The organism is Streptomyces sp. 147326, assembly GCF_045000215.1.
Classification (GTDB): Bacteria; Actinomycetota; Actinomycetes; order Streptomycetales; family Streptomycetaceae; genus Streptomyces.
Window position 1 is genome coordinate 6600950 of sequence record NZ_CP134201.1, and the last position, 16366, is coordinate 6617315.

The following is a 16366-nucleotide window of genomic DNA, read 5'->3' on the forward strand; positions in this document are numbered from 1 at the left end:
GGGAGGGGTTTCATTCCCAGCGGAAGAGCCGCGCGGCGGCGCCCAGACCGAGTACGGCCCAGCCGGCGAGCACGGCGGCGTCGCCCCACGGCAGCGCGGCCCCGTGCTGGAGCACCTCGCGCAGACCATCGGAGAGGGCCGAGATGGGCAGCAGCCCCAGGACGGACTGCACCGCCTCCGGGAACTTCTCCATGGGCACGATCACCCCGCCGCCGACGAGCAGCAGCAGGAAGACCAGGTTGGCGGCGGCCAGGGTCATCTCGGCCTTGAGCATGCCCGCCATCAGCAGCCCCAGCCCGGAGAAGGCGGCGGTGCCCAGCAGGATCAGCGCGGCGACCGACAGCGGGTTCCCGTGCGGGGACCAGCCCAGGGCGAGGGCGATCACGGTCAGCAGGGCGATCTGCAGGACCTCGGTGACCAGCACCGACAGGGTCTTGGCGGCCATCAGGGCCCAGCGCGGCAGCGGGGAGGCCCCGAGCCGCTTGAGGATCCCGTAGCGGCGGTCGAAGCCGGTGGCGATGGCCTGGCCCGTGAAGGCGGTGGACATCACGGCGAGCGCCAGGATGCCGGGGGCGAGGAAGTCCACGGACTTCCCGGAGCCCCCCTCCCCGACGGGCACGGTGATGATGTCGACGGCGGAGAAGAGGGTCAGCAGCAGGGCCGGGATGATCACGGTCAGCAGCAGCTGCTCCCCGTTGCGCAGCAGCATCCGGGTCTCCAGAGCCGTCTGCGCGAGGATCATGCGGGACACGGGCGCAGCCCCCGGATTGGGGGTGAACGTACCGGCGCTCATGCGCGCAGCTCCTTACCGGTCAGTTCGAGGAAGACGTCTTCGAGGGTGTGCCGCTCCACCGTGAGGCTGTCCGGCATCACGCCGTGCTGCGCGCACCAGGAGGCGACGGTGGCCAGCAGCTGCGGGTGGACGTCGCCGGTGACCCGGTAGGTGCCCGGGATCAGCTCGGCTGCCTGGGTGCCGTCGGGCAGCGCCTTCAGCAGCGAGGCGAGGTCGAGGGAGGGGCGGCCGGTGAAGCGCAGGGTGTTCTCGGCGCCGCCCCGGCAGAGCTGCTCGGGGCTGCCGTGGGCGATGACCCGGCCCGCGTCCACGATGGCGACCTCGTCCGAGAGCTGCTCGGCCTCGTCCATGTGGTGGGTGGTGAGGACGACGGTGACCCCGTCGGTGCGCAGCTCCCGTACGAGGTCCCAGGTCGCGCGGCGGGCCTGCGGGTCCAGGCCGGCGGTGGGCTCGTCCAGGAAGACCAGCTCGGGGCGGCCCACGACGGCCATGGCCAGGGCCAGGCGCTGCTGCTGGCCGCCGGAGAGCCGGCGGTAGGCGGTGCGGCCGCAGCCGCCGAGTCCGAGGCGTTCCACCAGGGTGTCGACGTCGAGCGGGTCGGCGTACAGCTTGGCCATGTGGCGCAGCATCTCGACCGCGCGGGCTCCGGAGTAGACGCCCCCGGACTGGAGCATCACGCCGATCCGCGGGCGCAGCGCCCCGGCCTGGGCGACCGGGTCGAGGCCGAGGACGCGGACGGTGCCGGCGTCGGGGCGGTGGTAGCCCTCGCAGGTCTCCACCGTGGTCGTCTTGCCCGCGCCGTTGGGACCGAGGACCGCGGTGACGGAGGCCGTACGGACGGTGAGGTCCAGGCCGTCCACCGCTGTCTTGGTGCCGTACCGCTTCACCAGTCCGCGGATCTCCACGGCGGGGTCGTTGCTCATGAAGGGTGAGTCTACGGAGCCCGGGGAGGGTCCACGGGCCCCGGGTCGAGGGGCTGCGGACCCCCGGTGGAGGGTGTCCGGGCCGCCCGTTCATGACCACGGCGTAGTGAATACGGGTTCTTTTCGGTCCGGCCATCCCGGAGGGACCGGCCGCTTTCCGTGATCCTTTCCGGAGCTCGATCTTCACTGCTCCGGGAAACATCATGGGCGCAGGCGTGCTGGTGGGAGCTGTGCATTGGCGTACCGCAGCCGGCCGGGGGAGGGCGGAATTTCCCATTCCAAATAACTCTGCGTCGACAAATAAGGTAACCCTTAGTGATGGAGGCCACCAGGAGTGGCATCCGTCACGGCTTGTCGGGGCTCGACTAATTACGCAACAATGGCGTTGTGAAATACGGCGAACGGCAGATCGAGACCCCCCAGGGGGAGCTCGCCACCGGGGAGCGGTCAACCCGCAACCGAGTGGCGCGCTCGATCCTGGACCACGGTCCGTCCACCGTCGCCGACCTCGCCCAGCGTCTCGGCCTCACCCAGGCCGCCGTCCGCCGCCACCTCGACACGCTCGTCGCCGACGACGTGGTCGAACCCCGTGAGCAGCGTGTGTACGGTGCGCGCACCCGGGGTCGGCCCGCCAAGGTCTTCGCGCTCACCGACTGCGGCCGCGACGCCTTCGACCAGTCCTACGACACGCTCGCCGCGGACGCCCTGCGCTGGATCGCGCAGTCGGTCGGCGGCGGCGAGCAGGGCGAGGCGGCCGTCGCCGCCTTCGCCAGGTCGCGGATGGAGACGCAGGCGCGCGCCTACCGGGAAGCGATGGAGGCGGCTGCTCCCGGGGACCGCACGGAGGCCCTGGCCAAGGCGTTGACCGCAGACGGGTACGCTGCTACGGCGAAGAGCGCTCCCGGTCCGCACAGCGGTGAACAGCTCTGCCAGCACCACTGCCCGGTCGCCCACGTGGCCGAGCAGTTCCCGCAGCTCTGCGAGGCGGAGACCGAGGTCTTCTCACGCCTGCTCGGGACGCATGTGCAGCGCCTCGCCACCATCGCCCACGGCGACGGAGTGTGCACCACGTTCATTCCGCGCAGCGCGAGCACCACACAGACCGACACATCAGCATCTGCACGTACGGCCGGGAGGAACCCCGCATGACCACGGAGACTGCTCACCCTGAGCTCGATGGCCTGGGCACCTACGAATACGGCTGGGCCGACTCCGACGCGGCCGGTGCCGCTGCCAAGCGGGGTCTGTCCGAGGATGTCGTCCGCGACATCTCGGCGAAGAAGTCCGAGCCGGAGTGGATGCTGAAGCTCCGCCTCAAGGGCCTCAAGCTGTTCGACAAGAAGCCCATGCCGAACTGGGGTTCCGACCTCTCCGGCATCGACTTCGACAACATCAAGTACTTCGTGCGTTCCACCGAGAAGCAGGCCGCTTCGTGGGAGGACCTGCCGGAGGACATCAAGAACACGTACGACAAGCTCGGCATCCCGGAGGCGGAGAAGCAGCGCCTCGTCGCCGGTGTCGCGGCCCAGTACGAGTCCGAGGTCGTCTACCACCAGATCCGTGAGGACCTGGAGGAGCAGGGCGTCATCTTCCTCGACACGGACACCGCGCTCAAGGAGCACCCGGAGCTCTTCCAGGAGTACTTCGGCACGGTCATCCCGGTCGGCGACAACAAGTTCGCGTCGCTGAACACCGCCGTGTGGTCCGGCGGATCGTTCATCTACGTCCCCAAGGGCGTCAAGGTCGACATCCCGCTCCAGGCCTACTTCCGTATCAACACGGAGAACATGGGCCAGTTCGAGCGGACGCTGATCATCGTCGACGAGGACGCCTACGTCCACTACGTCGAGGGCTGCACCGCCCCGATCTACTCCTCGGACTCGCTGCACAGCGCCGTCGTCGAGATCATCGTCAAGAAGGGCGGCCGCTGCCGCTACACGACGATCCAGAACTGGTCGAACAACGTCTACAACCTGGTCACCAAGCGCGCCGTGGCGTACGAGGGCGCGACCATGGAGTGGATCGACGGCAACATCGGTTCCAAGGTCACCATGAAGTACCCGGCCGTCTACCTGATGGGCGAGCACGCCAAGGGCGAGACGCTGTCCATCGCCTTCGCGGGCGAGGGCCAGCACCAGGACGCCGGCTCCAAGATGGTCCACATGGCGCCGAACACCTCCTCGAACATCGTCTCCAAGTCGGTGGCCCGGGGCGGCGGCCGCACCTCGTACCGAGGCCTGGTCGAGATCGGCGAGGGTGCCCACGGCTCGAAGTCCAACGTGCTGTGCGACGCGCTCCTCGTCGACACCATCTCCCGCTCGGACACGTACCCGTACGTGGACGTCCGCGAGGACGACGTCTCCATGGGCCACGAGGCCACCGTCTCCAAGGTCTCCGACGACCAGCTCTTCTACCTGATGAGCCGCGGTCTGACGGAGTTCGAGGCGATGGCCATGATCGTGCGCGGCTTCGTCGAGCCCATCGCGCGTGAGTTGCCCATGGAGTACGCCCTCGAGCTGAACCGGCTGATCGAGCTGCAGATGGAGGGTTCGGTCGGCTAGTCCCGGCCGCCCGAGTCCCGCAGACATTCTTTGACGTAGGAAGAGAGCACGAAGACAGCCATGGCTGAGGCTCAGAACATTCCGGCGGGTTCGACCACCGCCGGCGCGATCGCGGTGGCCGCCGAGTCCACCGTCGCCACCCGGATGAGTGCCCCCCCGTCCTTCGACGTGGCGGACTTCCCCGTGCCCAACGGCCGCGAGGAGGAGTGGCGCTTCACTCCGCTGGCCCGCCTGCGTGGTCTCCACGACGGCACCGCGGTCGCCGACGGCGCCATCAAGGCCCAGATCGACGCGCCCGAGGGCGTCACGGTCGAGTCGGTGGAGCGCGGCGACGCGCGCATCGGCAAGGCCGGCACCCCGGTGGACCGGATCGCCGCCCAGGCGTTCTCGTCCTTCGCCAAGGCCACGGTCGTCACCGTGCCCAAGGAGGCCGTCCTGACCGACCCGGTGCGCCTCACGCTGCACGGCGAGGGCGGCACCACCTTCGGGCACACCGTCTTCGACGTGCAGGCCTTCGCCGAGGCCGTCATCATCATCGACCACACCGGTGACGCCGTGCGCGCCGCCAACGTCGACTTCCTGGTCGGCGACGGCGCCAAGCTCACGGTCGTCTCCGTGCAGGACTGGGACGACACCGCCGTCCACTGCTCGCAGCACAACGCGCTGGTCGGCCGTGACGCGACCTTCAAGTCGATCGTGGTCACCTTCGGCGGCGACGTCGTCCGCATCCACCCGCGCGTCAGCTACGCCGGCCCCGGCGGCGAGGCCGAGCTCTTCGGCCTGTACTTCACGGACGCCGGCCAGCACCAGGAGCACCGCCTCCTGGTGCAGCACGACGCGCCGCACTGCAAGTCGAACGTGGTCTACAAGGGTGCCCTCCAGGGCCAGGACGCCCACGCGGTCTGGATCGGCGACGTGCTCATCGAGAAGACCGCCGAGGGCACCGACACCTACGAGATGAACCGCAACCTGGTCCTCACGGACGGTGCGCGGGTCGACTCGGTGCCGAACCTGGAGATCGAGACCGGCGAGATCGTCGGCGCCGGCCACGCCTCGGCGACCGGCCGCTTCGACGACGAGCAGCTCTTCTACCTGCAGGCCCGTGGCATCCCGGCCGACGACGCACGCCGCCTGGTCGTCCGCGGCTTCTTCGCCGAGCTCGTCCAGCAGATCGGTGTCCCGGACATCGAGGAGCGCCTGCTCACCAAGATCGAGACCGAGCTCCAGGGTTCCGTCTGATGAATTACGTCAAGGCCTGCGCGCTGAGCGAGCTGGAGGAGAACACCCCGAAGCGGGTGGAACTCGACGGCACGCCGGTGTCCATCGTCTCCACCGATGGGGAGGTGTTCGCGATCAACGACATCTGCTCGCACGCGAACGTCTCGCTCTCGGAGGGCGAGGTCGAGGACTGCATGATCGAGTGCTGGCTGCACGGGTCGGCCTTCGACCTGCGCACCGGCAAGCCCTCCGGTCTGCCCGCGACGCGCCCCGTACCCGTATACCCCGTAAAGATCGAAGGGGACGACGTGCTCGTCTCCCTCACCCAGGAGTCCTGAGGTATCCATGGCAACGCTTGAAATCCACGACCTGCACGTCTCCGTCGAGGCCGAGAACGGCGCCCGCGAGATCCTCAAGGGCGTCGACCTCACCGTCAAGCAGGGTGAGACGCACGCCATCATGGGTCCGAACGGCTCCGGCAAGTCCACCCTGGCGTACTCGCTCGCCGGTCACCCGAAGTACACCATCACCGGTGGCACCGTGACCCTCGACGGCGAGGATGTCCTGGAGATGTCCGTCGACGAGCGTGCGCGCGCCGGCGTCTTCCTCGCCATGCAGTATCCGGTCGAGGTCCCCGGCGTCTCGGTCTCCAACTTCCTGCGCACCTCGGCCACCGCCATCCGCGGCGAGGCCCCGAAGCTGCGCACCTGGGTGAAGGAGGTCAAGTCCGCGATGGAGCAGCTCCACATGGACCCGGCCTTCGCCGACCGCAACGTCAACGAGGGCTTCTCCGGCGGTGAGAAGAAGCGCCACGAGATCCTGCAGCTGGAGCTTCTGAAGCCGAAGATCGCGATCCTCGACGAGACCGACTCCGGCCTCGACGTCGACGCGCTGCGCATCGTCTCGGAGGGCGTCAACCGCGTCCGCGAGTCCGGCGAGGTCGGCACCCTGCTGATCACCCACTACACGCGCATCCTGCGCTACATCAAGCCCGACTTCGTGCACGTGTTCGCGAACGGCCGTATCGCCGAGTCCGGTGGCGCCGAGCTCGCCGACCAGCTGGAGGCCGAGGGTTACGACAAGTACGTGAAGGGTGGCGCGACCGCGTGACACAGCTGCCTGGCCTCCTCGACATCGAGGCGATCCGCAAGGACTTCCCCCTGCTGGATCGTGTGGTCCACGACGGGAAGAAGATCGTTTACCTGGACAACGCGGCGACCTCGCAGAAGCCGCGCCAGGTACTCGATGCGCTGAACGAGTACTACGAGCAGCACAACGCCAACGTCCACCGTGGCGTGCACGTGCTCGCCGAGGAGGCCACGGCGCTGTACGAGGGCGCTCGCGACAAGGTCGCCGCCTTCATCAACGCCCCGAGCCGCGACGAGGTGATCTTCACCAAGAACGCCTCGGAGTCGCTCAACCTGGTCGCGAACATGCTCGGCTGGGCGGACGAGCCCTACCGGGTCGACCGCGAGACCGAGATCGCCATCACGGAGATGGAGCACCACTCCAACATCGTGCCGTGGCAGCTGCTCTCGCAGCGCACCGGCGCGAAGCTGAAGTGGTTCGGCCTCACCGACGACGGCCGGCTCGACCTGTCCAACATCGAAGAGGTCATCACGGAGAAGACGAAGATCGTCTCCTTCACGCTGGTCTCCAACATCATGGGCACGGTCAACCCGGTCGAGGCGATCGTCCGGCGCGCCCAGGACGTCGGCGCCCTGGTGCTGATCGACGCCTCCCAGGCCGCTCCGCACATGCCGCTGGACGTACAGGCGCTCGGCGCCGACTTCGTGGCCTTCACCGGCCACAAGATGTGCGGCCCGACCGGCATCGGCGTGCTCTGGGGCCGCCAGGAGCTCCTGGAGGACCTGCCTCCGTTCCTCGGCGGCGGCGAGATGATCGAGACCGTGTCGATGCACGCCTCGACGTACGCCCCGGCGCCCCACAAGTTCGAGGCCGGTACGCCCCCGATCGCTCAGGCCGTCGGCCTCGGCGCGGCCGTGGACTACCTGTCCGCGATCGGCATGGACAAGATCGCCGCGCACGAGCACGCGATCACCGAGTACGCGATCAAGCGCCTCGCCGAGGTGCCCGACCTGCGGATCATCGGCCCCACCACGGCCGAGGACCGCGGCGCCGCGATCTCCTTCGTCCTCGGCGACATCCACCCGCACGACGTCGGTCAGGTGCTGGACGAGCAGGGCATCGCGGTCCGCGTGGGACACCACTGCGCGCGCCCCGTCTGCCTGCGCTACGGAATTCCTGCGACGACGCGAGCGTCTTTCTACCTGTACTCCTCTCCGGCCGAGGTCGACGCGCTGATCGACGGGCTGGAGCACGTACGGAACTTCTTCGGCTGACGGACGAGGCGACGAGGACGCAGTGAAGCTGGATTCGATGTACCAGGAACTGATCCTGGACCACTACAAGCACCCGCACGGGCGTGGCCTGCGCGACGGCGACGCCGAGGTGCACCACGTCAACCCGACGTGCGGCGACGAGATCACGCTGCGCGTGAAGTACGACGGAGAGACGCTGACCGACGTCTCGTACGAGGGCCAGGGCTGCTCCATCAGCCAGGCCAGCGCGTCCGTACTCAATGAGCTGCTGGTCGGCAAGGAACTGGCCGAGGCGCAGAAGATCCAGGCTGTCTTCCTGGAGATGATGCAGTCCAAGGGCAAGATCGAGCCGGACGAGGCCATGGAGGACGTGCTGGAGGACGCGGTCGCGTTCGTCGGCGTCTCCAAGTACCCGGCTCGCGTGAAGTGTGCTCTGCTGAGTTGGATGGCGTGGAAGGACGCGACCGCCCAGGCTCTGGGCGACGCGGAGAGGAAGACGGCATGACCGAGAACGCGACGCCCGAGGCGTCGATCAAGCCGGCCACCGAGGAAGAGGTCCGCGAGGCCCTCTACGACGTGGTCGACCCCGAGCTGGGCATCGACGTCGTCAATCTGGGCCTGATCTACGGCATCCACATCGACGACGCGAACATCGCCACCCTCGACATGACCCTGACCTCGGCGGCCTGCCCGCTGACGGACGTCATCGAGGACCAGGCGAAGTCGGCGACGGACGGCATCGTCAACGAACTTCGGATCAACTGGGTCTGGATGCCGCCGTGGGGCCCGGACAAGATCACGGACGACGGTCGTGAGCAGCTCCGCGCGCTCGGCTTCAACGTCTGATTCACCGCCCGCGGACGAGGGCCCCCGGCACGGTCGTGCCGGGGGCCCTCGCCGTTTTCCGGACCTGCCCGGAGCAGGGTTTCCGGCTGGGTGCCCGGATCCGGAAGGCTGTTCTCCGGCTGGACGGACGGCGTGCACCCGGAGTTGTCCACCGTCACCGAACCTTCTCGACGGCCGTCACGACGTGGCGCCGCATACGAGAGGACCCTCCGTGACCGTTCGTTTCGCCGCCGGGACAGCCGGCGCCGCCGCCCTGCTGATCGTCGGGCTGACCGCGCCCGCACAGGCCGTGACGTACGGGACGCCGACGATCGCCCTGTCCGCGTCTTACCTGTCCGGGGCCGTCGGGGCGAGCGGGGACCCGGTCGTGAACGTCACCGTCGGCCAGAGCGGGGCCGACGCCTCCGCCCTGACGGTCAGCGCCTCGGCGTCGAGCAAGGCCTCGGTCGCCGGGACCGGGGACGTCACCGTCACCGGCGCCGGGGCGGTGCGGCAGCTGGCCGTCGCCGCGCGCGGCCGCGGCTACACCGACCTCACCGTCAAGGTGACGGGGCTGGGCGGGAGGACCGCCACCAAGACGCTGTACTACGCGGCCTCCGCCGCCGTGCAGAGCCCGGCCGACGCGCGCTACCTCACCGGCTCCGCGGACGCCTCGGCCGCCGTGGACGTGGGCGGCGGGTACGCGGTGGTGGCGGACGACGAGTCCAACGTGCTGCGCCTCTACGACCGGTCCCGCTCGGGCGCGCCGGTGAAGACCTGGGACTTCAGCTCGCAGCTCGGCGTCAGCAAGGAGGTGGACATCGAGGGGGCGACCCGGATCGGCGACACCGTCTACTGGACGGGCTCGCTCGGCAACAACAAGGACGGCGAGTACAAGGCGGCCCGGAACACGGTGTTCACCACCACCGTGAGCGGGTCCGGCACGGGCACGCAGCTGGCGTACGGGCGCTCGTACAAGAAGCTCCGCGAGGACCTCGTCGCCTGGGACAAGGCGAACGGCAACCGCTACGGCTTCGCGGCGGGCACCGCGGCAGGTGAGGTGCCGAAGCAGATCGACGGCTTCAACGTGGAGGGGCTGGAGTTCGCGCCCGGCTCCACGACCACCGCTTACCTGGGCTTCCGCGCCCCGCTGGCGCCGGCCGTGCCGGGCGGCAAGGCCCTGATCGTGCCGGTCACCAACTTCGACCAGGTCCTGGCGGGCGGGGCCGAGGCGGTCTTCGGCACGGGCATCGAGCTGGACCTCGGCGGGCTCTCCGTCCGGGACATCCGCAAGAACGCGGCCGGGCAGTACCTGATCCTGGCCGGCTCCTGGGCGGCGGACGACAACTCCGACCCGTACGCGCTCTACCAGTGGGACGGCGTCGCCGGACACGCCCCGGTCAAGCGGGCCGACCTGCCGACCACCGACCCGGGCGGCTGGGAGGCCGTCGTGGACGTCCCGGACCTGACGGCTGCGGGGGCCCGGGTGCAGCTGATCACGGACAGCGGGTCCGCGGACCTCTACGGGGACGGCACCGAGGCCAAGGACCTGACGCACGCCGAGTGGAAGAAGGCGCGGGCGGCCTGGTTCACGCTGAACCCGTGACCAGGGGCTCCGCCGTGAGCGACCCCGCGAGGTGCTCACGGCGGAGCCGCCGGTCGGCGTAGAGCAGGCCGACGGTCAGCTGGGGGAAGGTCAGCAGCAGGGCCGGCGCGAGCAGGACTCCCAGGGCGCCGAACCAGTGCAGGAGGGCGTACGCGGCCCCCAGCGCGAGCACACCCGCCGGAGCCGTGACGCACAGGGTCCGCCACCAGCCGCCGCGCACCAGGCCGGCCGACCGGCGCAGCGCCGCCACGGGAGCGAGCCCCTCGTACCCGGCGGCCGTGGGCGCCAGGGCGAAGAGCACGGCGAGCCACAGGGCGACCGGGGCCAGGGGGAGCAGCGCGAGCGGCGGCAGCCCGGCGGCGAAGGCGGCGGCGCCCGGTCCGGCGGCGGCGAGCAGCGACAGCAGCCGGGCGCCGAGCACCGCCGGGGTCCGGGGCAGGGCCGCGCGCAGCAGCTCGCGCGCCGCCACGCGCCGCCCGAGCACGGCCGGCCGGAGCAGGGCCGCGGCCAGGGCGCCGGCCAGGGCCCAGCTGAACAGCAGGAACAGGGCGACGGCCGGGAAGAGGGCGTAGACGAAGGCCCGGCTGCCGGCGGTACGGGTCAGGGAGGCGAGGGTGGCCGCCCCGGCGACGGCGGCGACCACCAGCAGCCCGCCGAGCTGACCGAGGAGCAGGGCGCCGACCAGCCGGCCGCCGTACCGGCGCAGGGTGGCGAGGGCGCCGCCGAGGATCTCCCGCGGTGCGAGCGGGCGCAGGGGTATCACCCCCGGCCGGGGAGAGTGCGGGGGCAGCCAGCCGCCGCCCTGATGGATCCAATGCTGCGCCATGCGCGGGCCGCCCCTTCGTCTCCCCAGGAGGCGGACAGGGTAGCGCCGCGGGCCGCAGGAGTCCCGGGTCGTGCGGCGGGTCGCTTATGTGTACGGGTGTACGCATCGATGTGTACCCTTGTACACATGCCCTACGTACTGCTTGCCGCGGCCATCGCCGCCGAGGTCGCCGGAACCACCGCCATGAAGTACAGCGACGGTTTCACGAAGCTCTGGCCCTCGCTGGGTACCCTGCTGGGGTACGCCATCGCCTTCACCCTGCTCGCACAGACCCTGAAGTCGATGTCGGTCGGCACGGCCTACGCCATCTGGGCGGGCGTCGGCACGGCCGCCATCGCCGGCATAGGCATGGTGTTCATGGGGGAGGCGGCCACCGCCGCCAAGATCGCCGGGATCGCCCTGGTGATCGGCGGGGTGGTCCTGCTGAACCTCGGCGGGGCGCACTGATGCCCTCCGGCGTACGGCGCTACGACCCGGACCGGCGGCAGCGGATCATCGACGCGGCGATCCGGGTGGTGGGCGCCAAGGGCATCGCGGGGCTGAGCCACCGCAGCGCGGCCGCGGAGGCCGACGTACCCCTCGGGTCGACGACGTACCACTTCAAGACCCTCGACGATCTGCTGGTCGCGGCGCTGCGCCAGGCCAACCAGGGCCTCGCACGGGCGGTGGCGGACTCGCCGGCGCTGGCCGATCCCGACGCGGACCTCGCCCGGGCCCTGGCCCGTCTGCTGGGGGAGTTCCTGGCGGCGGACCGGGGCCGGGTCGAGCTGGAGTACGAGCTCTACCTCGCGGCCCTGCGCCGCCCGGCGCTGCGGCCGGTGGCGGCGGAATGGTGCGAGGCGGTGTCCGCCGGGCTGGCCGCGCGAACGGATCCGGTGACGGCGCGGGCGCTGGTGGCGGTCATGGACGGCATCGGCCTGCAGGTCCTGCTGACGGACGCCGTGTACGACGAGGCGTACGCCCGCGAGGTCCTGGGGCGGGTGCTACGGCTGCCCTAGGCACGTCGCCGCGCCTCGAACGCCGGCGGGGCTGGATTTTCCGGGCCGCCCGGCGTTTGAGGACCGGGTCCGGGCAGAGCCCGGTTTCCGGGGTCACCTCCCAGCGGTAGCCGGGGGAGAAGCGGCGGGGCCGGGAGGGGCTCCGCGCAGCGGCGGCCCGGCCCCAACCGAGGCCCGGCGGCCCGGCTGACCTGTGGCCCGCTAAGCCGCGGAGCGGACCGTCGCCAGTGCCGCGGCCACGCTCGCCTCGATGTCCCTGATCGGGTAGAACACCTCGCGGATCGTGCGGTCGCGGTCCACGACCAGGGTCAGCCGCTTGATCCGGGTCACGCCCGCCGCCCGGAACGTCGGCAGCCGCAGCGCCGCCGTCAGTGCCAGGTCCGCGTCCGAGAGGAGCGGGAACCGCAGCCCCTCCTGCTCCGCGAACTCCCGCTGCTCGTCCGGGCGCTGGGCCGACACCCCGTGCACGGTGGCGCCGGCCGCGGTGAACTCCGCGAGCTGGTCGCGGTACGTGCACGACTCGAAGGTGCAGCCCTTGGCGCCCGGAATGCCGGCCCAGCCGGGCGGGTAGGACTCGGCGCGCGCGTACGCGCCCGGGAAGCAGTACAGGACCGTGAACGGGGTGTCCGCCACCGGGTCGCTCAGCCCGCCGAAACGGTCCGGCAGCAGCAGCTGCGGCACCCGCGTGCCGCGCAGCGCGTGCACCCGTTCCGCCTCCCGCGAGGCCTCGTCGGTCGTCGCCGTCATCTCTCCCTCTCCCAGGACCCACGTGTCTCCCCAGTCCTGGAGGGCCACCAGGACCGGCAGCAGCCCCCGCCCGCGCGGGGTCAGCCGGTACTCGTGCCTCACCGGGCGCTCCTGGTACGGCTCGCGCGTCAGCACCCCGGCCTCGACGAGCATCTTCAGCCGCTCCGTCAGCACCTTGCGGGACATCCCCAGCTCGCGCTGGAGCTCGTCGAAGCGGTGCAGGCCGCGCGCGGTGTCGCGCACGATCAGCAGCGTCCACCAGTCGCCCACCACGTCGAGGGCCTGGGCGATGGCGCAGTCCGCGTCGCCGAGGGGTGTGCGCTGGGCCATGGGAGCTCCTTTGTCCGTTGACCCGAGGTTGTCATGCTGACATAGTCGGTTCCCAAAGGGAACTAACTCGGGGGCGGGACGTGCTGCAAGGGTTCAAAGGGGTGCCGAGAGCGGTCTGGCTGCTCTCGCCGGGCGTGTTCGTCAACGCCGTGTCCAGCTTCACCTTCGTCTTCGTCTTCGTGTACCTGACCGGCCCGCGCGGCCTCTCCGTCACCGAGGCCGGCCTGGTCACCGGGGTCGGCGGCATCGGCCTGATCGCGGGCAACTTCACCGGCGGCGGATACGGAGACCGCTACGGCCACCGCCGCGTCCTGCTCGTCGCCTCGTTCCTCGCCGGCGGCGGCCTCGTCCTGCTGCCGGCGCTGCCCACCGGCGCGCTCTTCGCCGTCCTTCCGCTGGCCCAGTACGCCCTCGGGGCGATCCGCTCCGCCAACGCGGCGCTCGTCGCGGTGATCGTCCCGGAGGGGGCGCGCCGCCAGGCCTTCGCCGTCGTCCGCTGCGTCTCCAACGGCGGCTTCACCCTCGGCCCGCCGCTCGGCGCGCTGATCGCGACGGGCCTGTCCTACGACTGGCTCTTCGTCGCCGACGGCGTCGGCACCCTCTGCTTCGCCCTGTGGACCGCCCGGGTCGTCCCGGCACGCAGCGCGGAACGCACCCCCGCCGCGGCCCCGGACGGGGGTCTGGGCCGCGGCGCATGGGGGGAGCTCCGGGCCAGGCCCGCCGTCCTCGTCCTGCTGGGCGCGATCCTGGTGATCGACGTCATCTACCGCCAGCAGTACTCGACCTTCCCGGTCTACCTCGCCGACCAGGGCCTCGACACCGGTGCCTACGGCCTGATCATCGCCCTCAACGGCGCCGTCATCCTCCTCCTCGAACTGCCGGCCGCCGTCGCCCTGCGCGCCCGCCCGCCGCTGCGCGTCATCGGCGCCGGACTCCTGCTCGTCGGCGCCGGGTACGGGGCGCTGCTGCTCGGGACCGGGATCGCGGCCGCCGTCGCGATGATGGTGCTGCTGAGCCTCGGCGAGATCCTCTACAAGACCCCCGCCACGGCCTACGTCGCCGACCAGGCTCCGGCGCACGCCATCGGGCTGTACCAGAGCCTGTACGCCGGGGTGTCGGCCAGCGGCGTCGTGTTCGGCCCGCCACTCGGCGGAGCGCTGTACTCCGCAGCGCCCGGGCTGCTGTGGCCGCTGTGCGTGGTGCTGGCGGCGGGGGCCGGAGCGGCGGTCCTGTGGGCCCACGCCAGGCAGCAACGGCATGCGCCGCGACCGGCGCGACCGGCACATGAGACCGGTTCGCAACCGAAGGCCGTCGCCGGTTAGGTTTCGGATATGACTGCTACGCGTACCACCGGCGCCGTCGCCGCCGGACTTGCCACCCTCACCGCCGACGGCACCGTCCTCGACACCTGGTTCCCCGCCCCCGAGCTGGTCGCCGAGCCCGGCCCGGCCGGCACCGAGCGCCTCACCGCCGAGCAGGCCGTGGAGCTCCTCGGCGCCGCCGCGGCCAAGGCGATCCGTACGGACGCGGTCCGCGGAGTCGAGGTCGTAGCCGTCCGCACGGTGATCGCCTCCCTGGAGGACAAGCCGCTGGACGCGCACGACGCGTACCTGCGCCTGCACCTGCTCAGCCACCGCCTGGTCAAGCCGCACGGCCAGAACCTCGACGGCGTCTTCGGCCTGCTCGCCAACGTCGCCTGGACCTCGCTGGGCCCGGTCGCGATCGACCAGGTCGAGACCGTCCGCCTCAACGCGCGCGCCGAGGGCCTGCACCTCCAGGTCACCTCGATCGACAAGTTCCCGCGGATGACCGACTACGTCGCCCCCAAGGGCGTGCGCATCGCCGACGCGGACCGCGTCCGCCTCGGCGCGCACCTCGCCGAGGGCACCACCGTCATGCACGAGGGCTTCGTCAACTTCAACGCCGGCACCCTCGGCACCTCCATGGTCGAGGGCCGCATCTCCGCGGGCGTCGTGGTCGGCGACGGCTCCGACATCGGCGGCGGCGCCTCCACCATGGGCACCCTCTCGGGCGGCGGCAAGCAGATCATCTCGATCGGCGAGCGCACCCTGATCGGCGCCGAGGCCGGCGTCGGCATCGCGCTGGGCGACGAGTGCGTCGTCGAGGCCGGCCTGTACGTGACCGCGGGCACCCGCGTCACCCTGCCGGACGGCCAGATCGTCAAGGCCCTGGAGCTCTCCGGCGCCAGCAACATCCTCTTCCGCCGCAACTCGGTCACCGGCGCCGTCGAGGCCCGCCCGTACAAGGCGGCCTGGGGCGGCCTGAACGAGGTCCTGCACAGCCACAACTGACGCTTCGCCGGTTTCCGGCGGTCAGCACCGAGCGCCCTTCCGGCCCCTCAGCGGGCCAGGAGGGCGCTCGGCGGCGTAGCGGCGGCTGCTCGGTCGGGACTGAGTACGTGCGCTCTGGTCTGCGGTGGGGCCGGAGGGAAGGCTGGGGGGCATGCGACGACGACTCCTCTCCGGCCCCGCCGCCCGCCTCCTGACAGCCCTGCTGCTCGCCCTCGTGGCGTCGGCGGCCTGGGCCGCCTGGCTGGGCTGGGACCAGCAGCGCGATGTGCAGCCCGACGGTACGCAGACCGGGCCCTACGAGGCCTGGCAGGTGATCGGGCTCGTGGTGACCCTGCTGGTGCCGGTGTGCTGGGCGGCCTTCCGGGGACACGCGGCGGGCACCGTCGCAGGCGTCACGGCCGGCCTGACGATCGCCGCCGCCTACGACTGGTCGGACGACGCCAGCGGGCTCTTCGCGGTCGGCGTGGGGATGGTCATGGTGGGGAGCCTCGCCCTGACCGCCGGCGTCTGCGCCCTGATCGGCGCCGTGCGACGGCAACAGCCCCGGTCCCGCGCCCACGAGTAGGCCGACGGGCGGGGGTGGCGGCGGTCAGTGCAGGGGGATCGTCCGGATCAGGCCGGCGAAGGCCTGCTTCTCCGCCTCGGTCAGTTCCACCGACTCCATCGGGTGCGCGGCGGAGCTGCGCTGGGCCGGGATCATCGGCAGGCTCTCGTGGGCGCCGGGCTCCGGGTGGTGGAAGCGGCTGTCCCGCAGCATGTGGCCGAGGCCGACGACCCAGACGATCGCAGCCACGAGCAGAACGGCGAGGCCGATTTCCTGGGCGAGGGAGATGGAGGGGAACACGCGGATCCTCCAGGGAGGGGGCGGTGCAAGCCGGGGCAAGA

The 16366-nt window shown here is 71.1% G+C and carries 19 protein-coding genes; 14 read left to right on the forward strand and 5 right to left on the reverse strand.

Annotated features, from left to right (window positions below; all coding sequences use genetic code 11):
* Positions 1-10: 10 nt before the first annotated feature.
* Both RIU97_RS30285 and RIU97_RS30290 read right to left on the reverse strand, forming a co-directional pair.
* Positions 11-793, reverse strand: a complete 783-nt coding sequence (locus RIU97_RS30285) for an ABC transporter permease (protein WP_404960765.1) — start codon at positions 791-793, stop codon at positions 11-13.
* On the reverse strand, positions 790-1716 hold the full coding sequence (locus RIU97_RS30290) for an ABC transporter ATP-binding protein (protein WP_404960766.1): 927 nt from the start codon (positions 1714-1716) through the stop codon (positions 790-792). The genes RIU97_RS30285 and RIU97_RS30290 overlap by 4 nt, the downstream gene beginning before the upstream one ends.
* A gap of 387 nt (positions 1717-2103) precedes the next feature.
* Between RIU97_RS30290 and RIU97_RS30295 the strand changes: the two genes are divergently transcribed.
* From RIU97_RS30295 to RIU97_RS30335, 9 genes are all read left to right on the forward strand, one after another.
* Positions 2104-2865 (forward strand): helix-turn-helix transcriptional regulator, encoded by a 762-nt coding sequence (locus tag RIU97_RS30295; RefSeq protein ID WP_404960767.1) that lies wholly within the window; start codon positions 2104-2106, stop codon positions 2863-2865.
* The gene (sufB, locus tag RIU97_RS30300) at positions 2862-4277 is read left to right on the forward strand and encodes a Fe-S cluster assembly protein SufB (RefSeq protein WP_214930288.1); all 1416 of its coding nucleotides are present in this window, start codon (positions 2862-2864) and stop codon (positions 4275-4277) included. The genes RIU97_RS30295 and sufB overlap by 4 nt, the downstream gene beginning before the upstream one ends.
* Before the next feature lie 60 nt (positions 4278-4337).
* On the forward strand, positions 4338-5516 hold the full coding sequence (gene sufD / locus RIU97_RS30305) for a Fe-S cluster assembly protein SufD (RefSeq protein WP_404960768.1): 1179 nt from the start codon (positions 4338-4340) through the stop codon (positions 5514-5516).
* Positions 5516-5833 (forward strand): bifunctional 3-phenylpropionate/cinnamic acid dioxygenase ferredoxin subunit, encoded by a 318-nt coding sequence (locus RIU97_RS30310; RefSeq protein ID WP_030027083.1) that lies wholly within the window; start codon positions 5516-5518, stop codon positions 5831-5833. The genes sufD and RIU97_RS30310 overlap by 1 nt, the downstream gene beginning before the upstream one ends.
* A 7-nt stretch (positions 5834-5840) precedes the next feature.
* On the forward strand, positions 5841-6605 hold the full coding sequence (gene sufC, locus RIU97_RS30315) for a Fe-S cluster assembly ATPase SufC (RefSeq protein WP_404960770.1): 765 nt from the start codon (positions 5841-5843) through the stop codon (positions 6603-6605).
* A complete protein-coding gene (locus RIU97_RS30320; RefSeq protein ID WP_189973804.1) occupies positions 6602-7858 on the forward strand; it encodes a cysteine desulfurase in 1257 nt (418 codons plus the stop codon). Before sufC ends, RIU97_RS30320 begins: the two co-directional genes overlap by 4 nt.
* Positions 7859-7880: 22 nt before the next feature.
* A complete protein-coding gene (gene sufU, locus RIU97_RS30325) occupies positions 7881-8342 on the forward strand; it encodes a Fe-S cluster assembly sulfur transfer protein SufU (protein ID WP_319723175.1) in 462 nt (153 codons plus the stop codon).
* On the forward strand, positions 8339-8683 hold the full coding sequence (locus RIU97_RS30330) for a metal-sulfur cluster assembly factor (RefSeq protein WP_030388904.1): 345 nt from the start codon (positions 8339-8341) through the stop codon (positions 8681-8683). Before sufU ends, RIU97_RS30330 begins: the two co-directional genes overlap by 4 nt.
* A gap of 253 nt (positions 8684-8936) precedes the next feature.
* On the forward strand, positions 8937-10268 hold the full coding sequence (locus RIU97_RS30335) for a hypothetical protein (RefSeq protein ID WP_404963003.1): 1332 nt from the start codon (positions 8937-8939) through the stop codon (positions 10266-10268).
* Here RIU97_RS30335 and RIU97_RS30340 read toward each other — a convergent pair.
* On the reverse strand, positions 10252-11094 hold the full coding sequence (locus RIU97_RS30340; RefSeq protein WP_404960771.1) for a hypothetical protein: 843 nt from the start codon (positions 11092-11094) through the stop codon (positions 10252-10254). The genes RIU97_RS30335 and RIU97_RS30340 overlap by 17 nt on opposite strands.
* A 126-nt stretch (positions 11095-11220) precedes the next feature.
* Here RIU97_RS30340 and RIU97_RS30345 point away from each other — a divergent pair, with 126 nt between their 5' ends.
* Both RIU97_RS30345 and RIU97_RS30350 read left to right on the forward strand, forming a co-directional pair.
* Positions 11221-11541 (forward strand): DMT family transporter, encoded by a 321-nt coding sequence (locus tag RIU97_RS30345; RefSeq protein WP_404960772.1) that lies wholly within the window; start codon positions 11221-11223, stop codon positions 11539-11541.
* Positions 11541-12092 (forward strand): TetR/AcrR family transcriptional regulator, encoded by a 552-nt coding sequence (locus RIU97_RS30350; protein WP_404960773.1) that lies wholly within the window; start codon positions 11541-11543, stop codon positions 12090-12092. The genes RIU97_RS30345 and RIU97_RS30350 overlap by 1 nt, the downstream gene beginning before the upstream one ends.
* A gap of 201 nt (positions 12093-12293) precedes the next feature.
* Here RIU97_RS30350 and RIU97_RS30355 read toward each other — a convergent pair whose 3' ends face one another.
* Positions 12294-13169: a winged helix-turn-helix transcriptional regulator gene (locus tag RIU97_RS30355; RefSeq protein ID WP_404960774.1), complete on the reverse strand. Its 876-nt coding sequence runs from the start codon at positions 13167-13169 to the stop codon at positions 12294-12296.
* A 101-nt stretch (positions 13170-13270) separates the two neighbouring features.
* Between RIU97_RS30355 and RIU97_RS30360 the strand changes: the two genes are divergently transcribed.
* From RIU97_RS30360 to RIU97_RS30370, 3 genes are all read left to right on the forward strand, one after another.
* Positions 13271-14491, forward strand: coding sequence for an MFS transporter (locus tag RIU97_RS30360; protein WP_404960775.1), 1221 nt, complete (start codon positions 13271-13273; stop codon positions 14489-14491).
* 9 nt (positions 14492-14500) lie between these two features.
* Entirely contained in the window at positions 14501-15481 is a 981-nt protein-coding gene (gene dapD / locus RIU97_RS30365) for a 2,3,4,5-tetrahydropyridine-2,6-dicarboxylate N-succinyltransferase (RefSeq protein ID WP_030706992.1), read from the forward strand.
* 151 nt (positions 15482-15632) lie between these two features.
* Positions 15633-16046 (forward strand): hypothetical protein, encoded by a 414-nt coding sequence (locus tag RIU97_RS30370; RefSeq protein ID WP_404960776.1) that lies wholly within the window; start codon positions 15633-15635, stop codon positions 16044-16046.
* A gap of 24 nt (positions 16047-16070) precedes the next feature.
* Here the strand turns inward: RIU97_RS30370 and RIU97_RS30375 are convergent, their stop codons facing one another.
* A complete protein-coding gene (locus tag RIU97_RS30375) occupies positions 16071-16325 on the reverse strand; it encodes a hypothetical protein (RefSeq protein WP_404960777.1) in 255 nt (84 codons plus the stop codon).
* Positions 16326-16366 lie beyond the last annotated feature (41 nt).

What these genes read in the sequence shown, in the direction of transcription:
- sufB (WP_214930288.1), top strand. Translation starts at nt 2,862, where the DNA reads ATGACCACGGAGACTGCTCACCCTGAGCTCGATGGCCTGGGCACCTAC.
- RIU97_RS30330 (WP_030388904.1), top strand. Translation starts at nt 8,339, where the DNA reads ATGACCGAGAACGCGACGCCCGAGGCGTCGATCAAGCCGGCCACCGAG.
- RIU97_RS30340 (WP_404960771.1), bottom strand. Translation starts at nt 11,094, where the DNA reads ATGGCGCAGCATTGGATCCATCAGGGCGGCGGCTGGCTGCCCCCGCAC.
- dapD (WP_030706992.1), top strand. Translation starts at nt 14,501, where the DNA reads ATGACTGCTACGCGTACCACCGGCGCCGTCGCCGCCGGACTTGCCACC.
- sufC (WP_404960770.1), top strand. Translation starts at nt 5,841, where the DNA reads ATGGCAACGCTTGAAATCCACGACCTGCACGTCTCCGTCGAGGCCGAG.
- RIU97_RS30310 (WP_030027083.1), top strand. Translation starts at nt 5,516, where the DNA reads ATGAATTACGTCAAGGCCTGCGCGCTGAGCGAGCTGGAGGAGAACACC.
- RIU97_RS30285 (WP_404960765.1), bottom strand. Translation starts at nt 793, where the DNA reads ATGAGCGCCGGTACGTTCACCCCCAATCCGGGGGCTGCGCCCGTGTCC.
- sufD (WP_404960768.1), top strand. Translation starts at nt 4,338, where the DNA reads ATGGCTGAGGCTCAGAACATTCCGGCGGGTTCGACCACCGCCGGCGCG.
- RIU97_RS30290 (WP_404960766.1), bottom strand. Translation starts at nt 1,716, where the DNA reads ATGAGCAACGACCCCGCCGTGGAGATCCGCGGACTGGTGAAGCGGTAC.
- RIU97_RS30350 (WP_404960773.1), top strand. Translation starts at nt 11,541, where the DNA reads ATGCCCTCCGGCGTACGGCGCTACGACCCGGACCGGCGGCAGCGGATC.
- RIU97_RS30370 (WP_404960776.1), top strand. Translation starts at nt 15,633, where the DNA reads ATGCGACGACGACTCCTCTCCGGCCCCGCCGCCCGCCTCCTGACAGCC.
- RIU97_RS30345 (WP_404960772.1), top strand. Translation starts at nt 11,221, where the DNA reads ATGCCCTACGTACTGCTTGCCGCGGCCATCGCCGCCGAGGTCGCCGGA.
- RIU97_RS30355 (WP_404960774.1), bottom strand. Translation starts at nt 13,169, where the DNA reads ATGGCCCAGCGCACACCCCTCGGCGACGCGGACTGCGCCATCGCCCAG.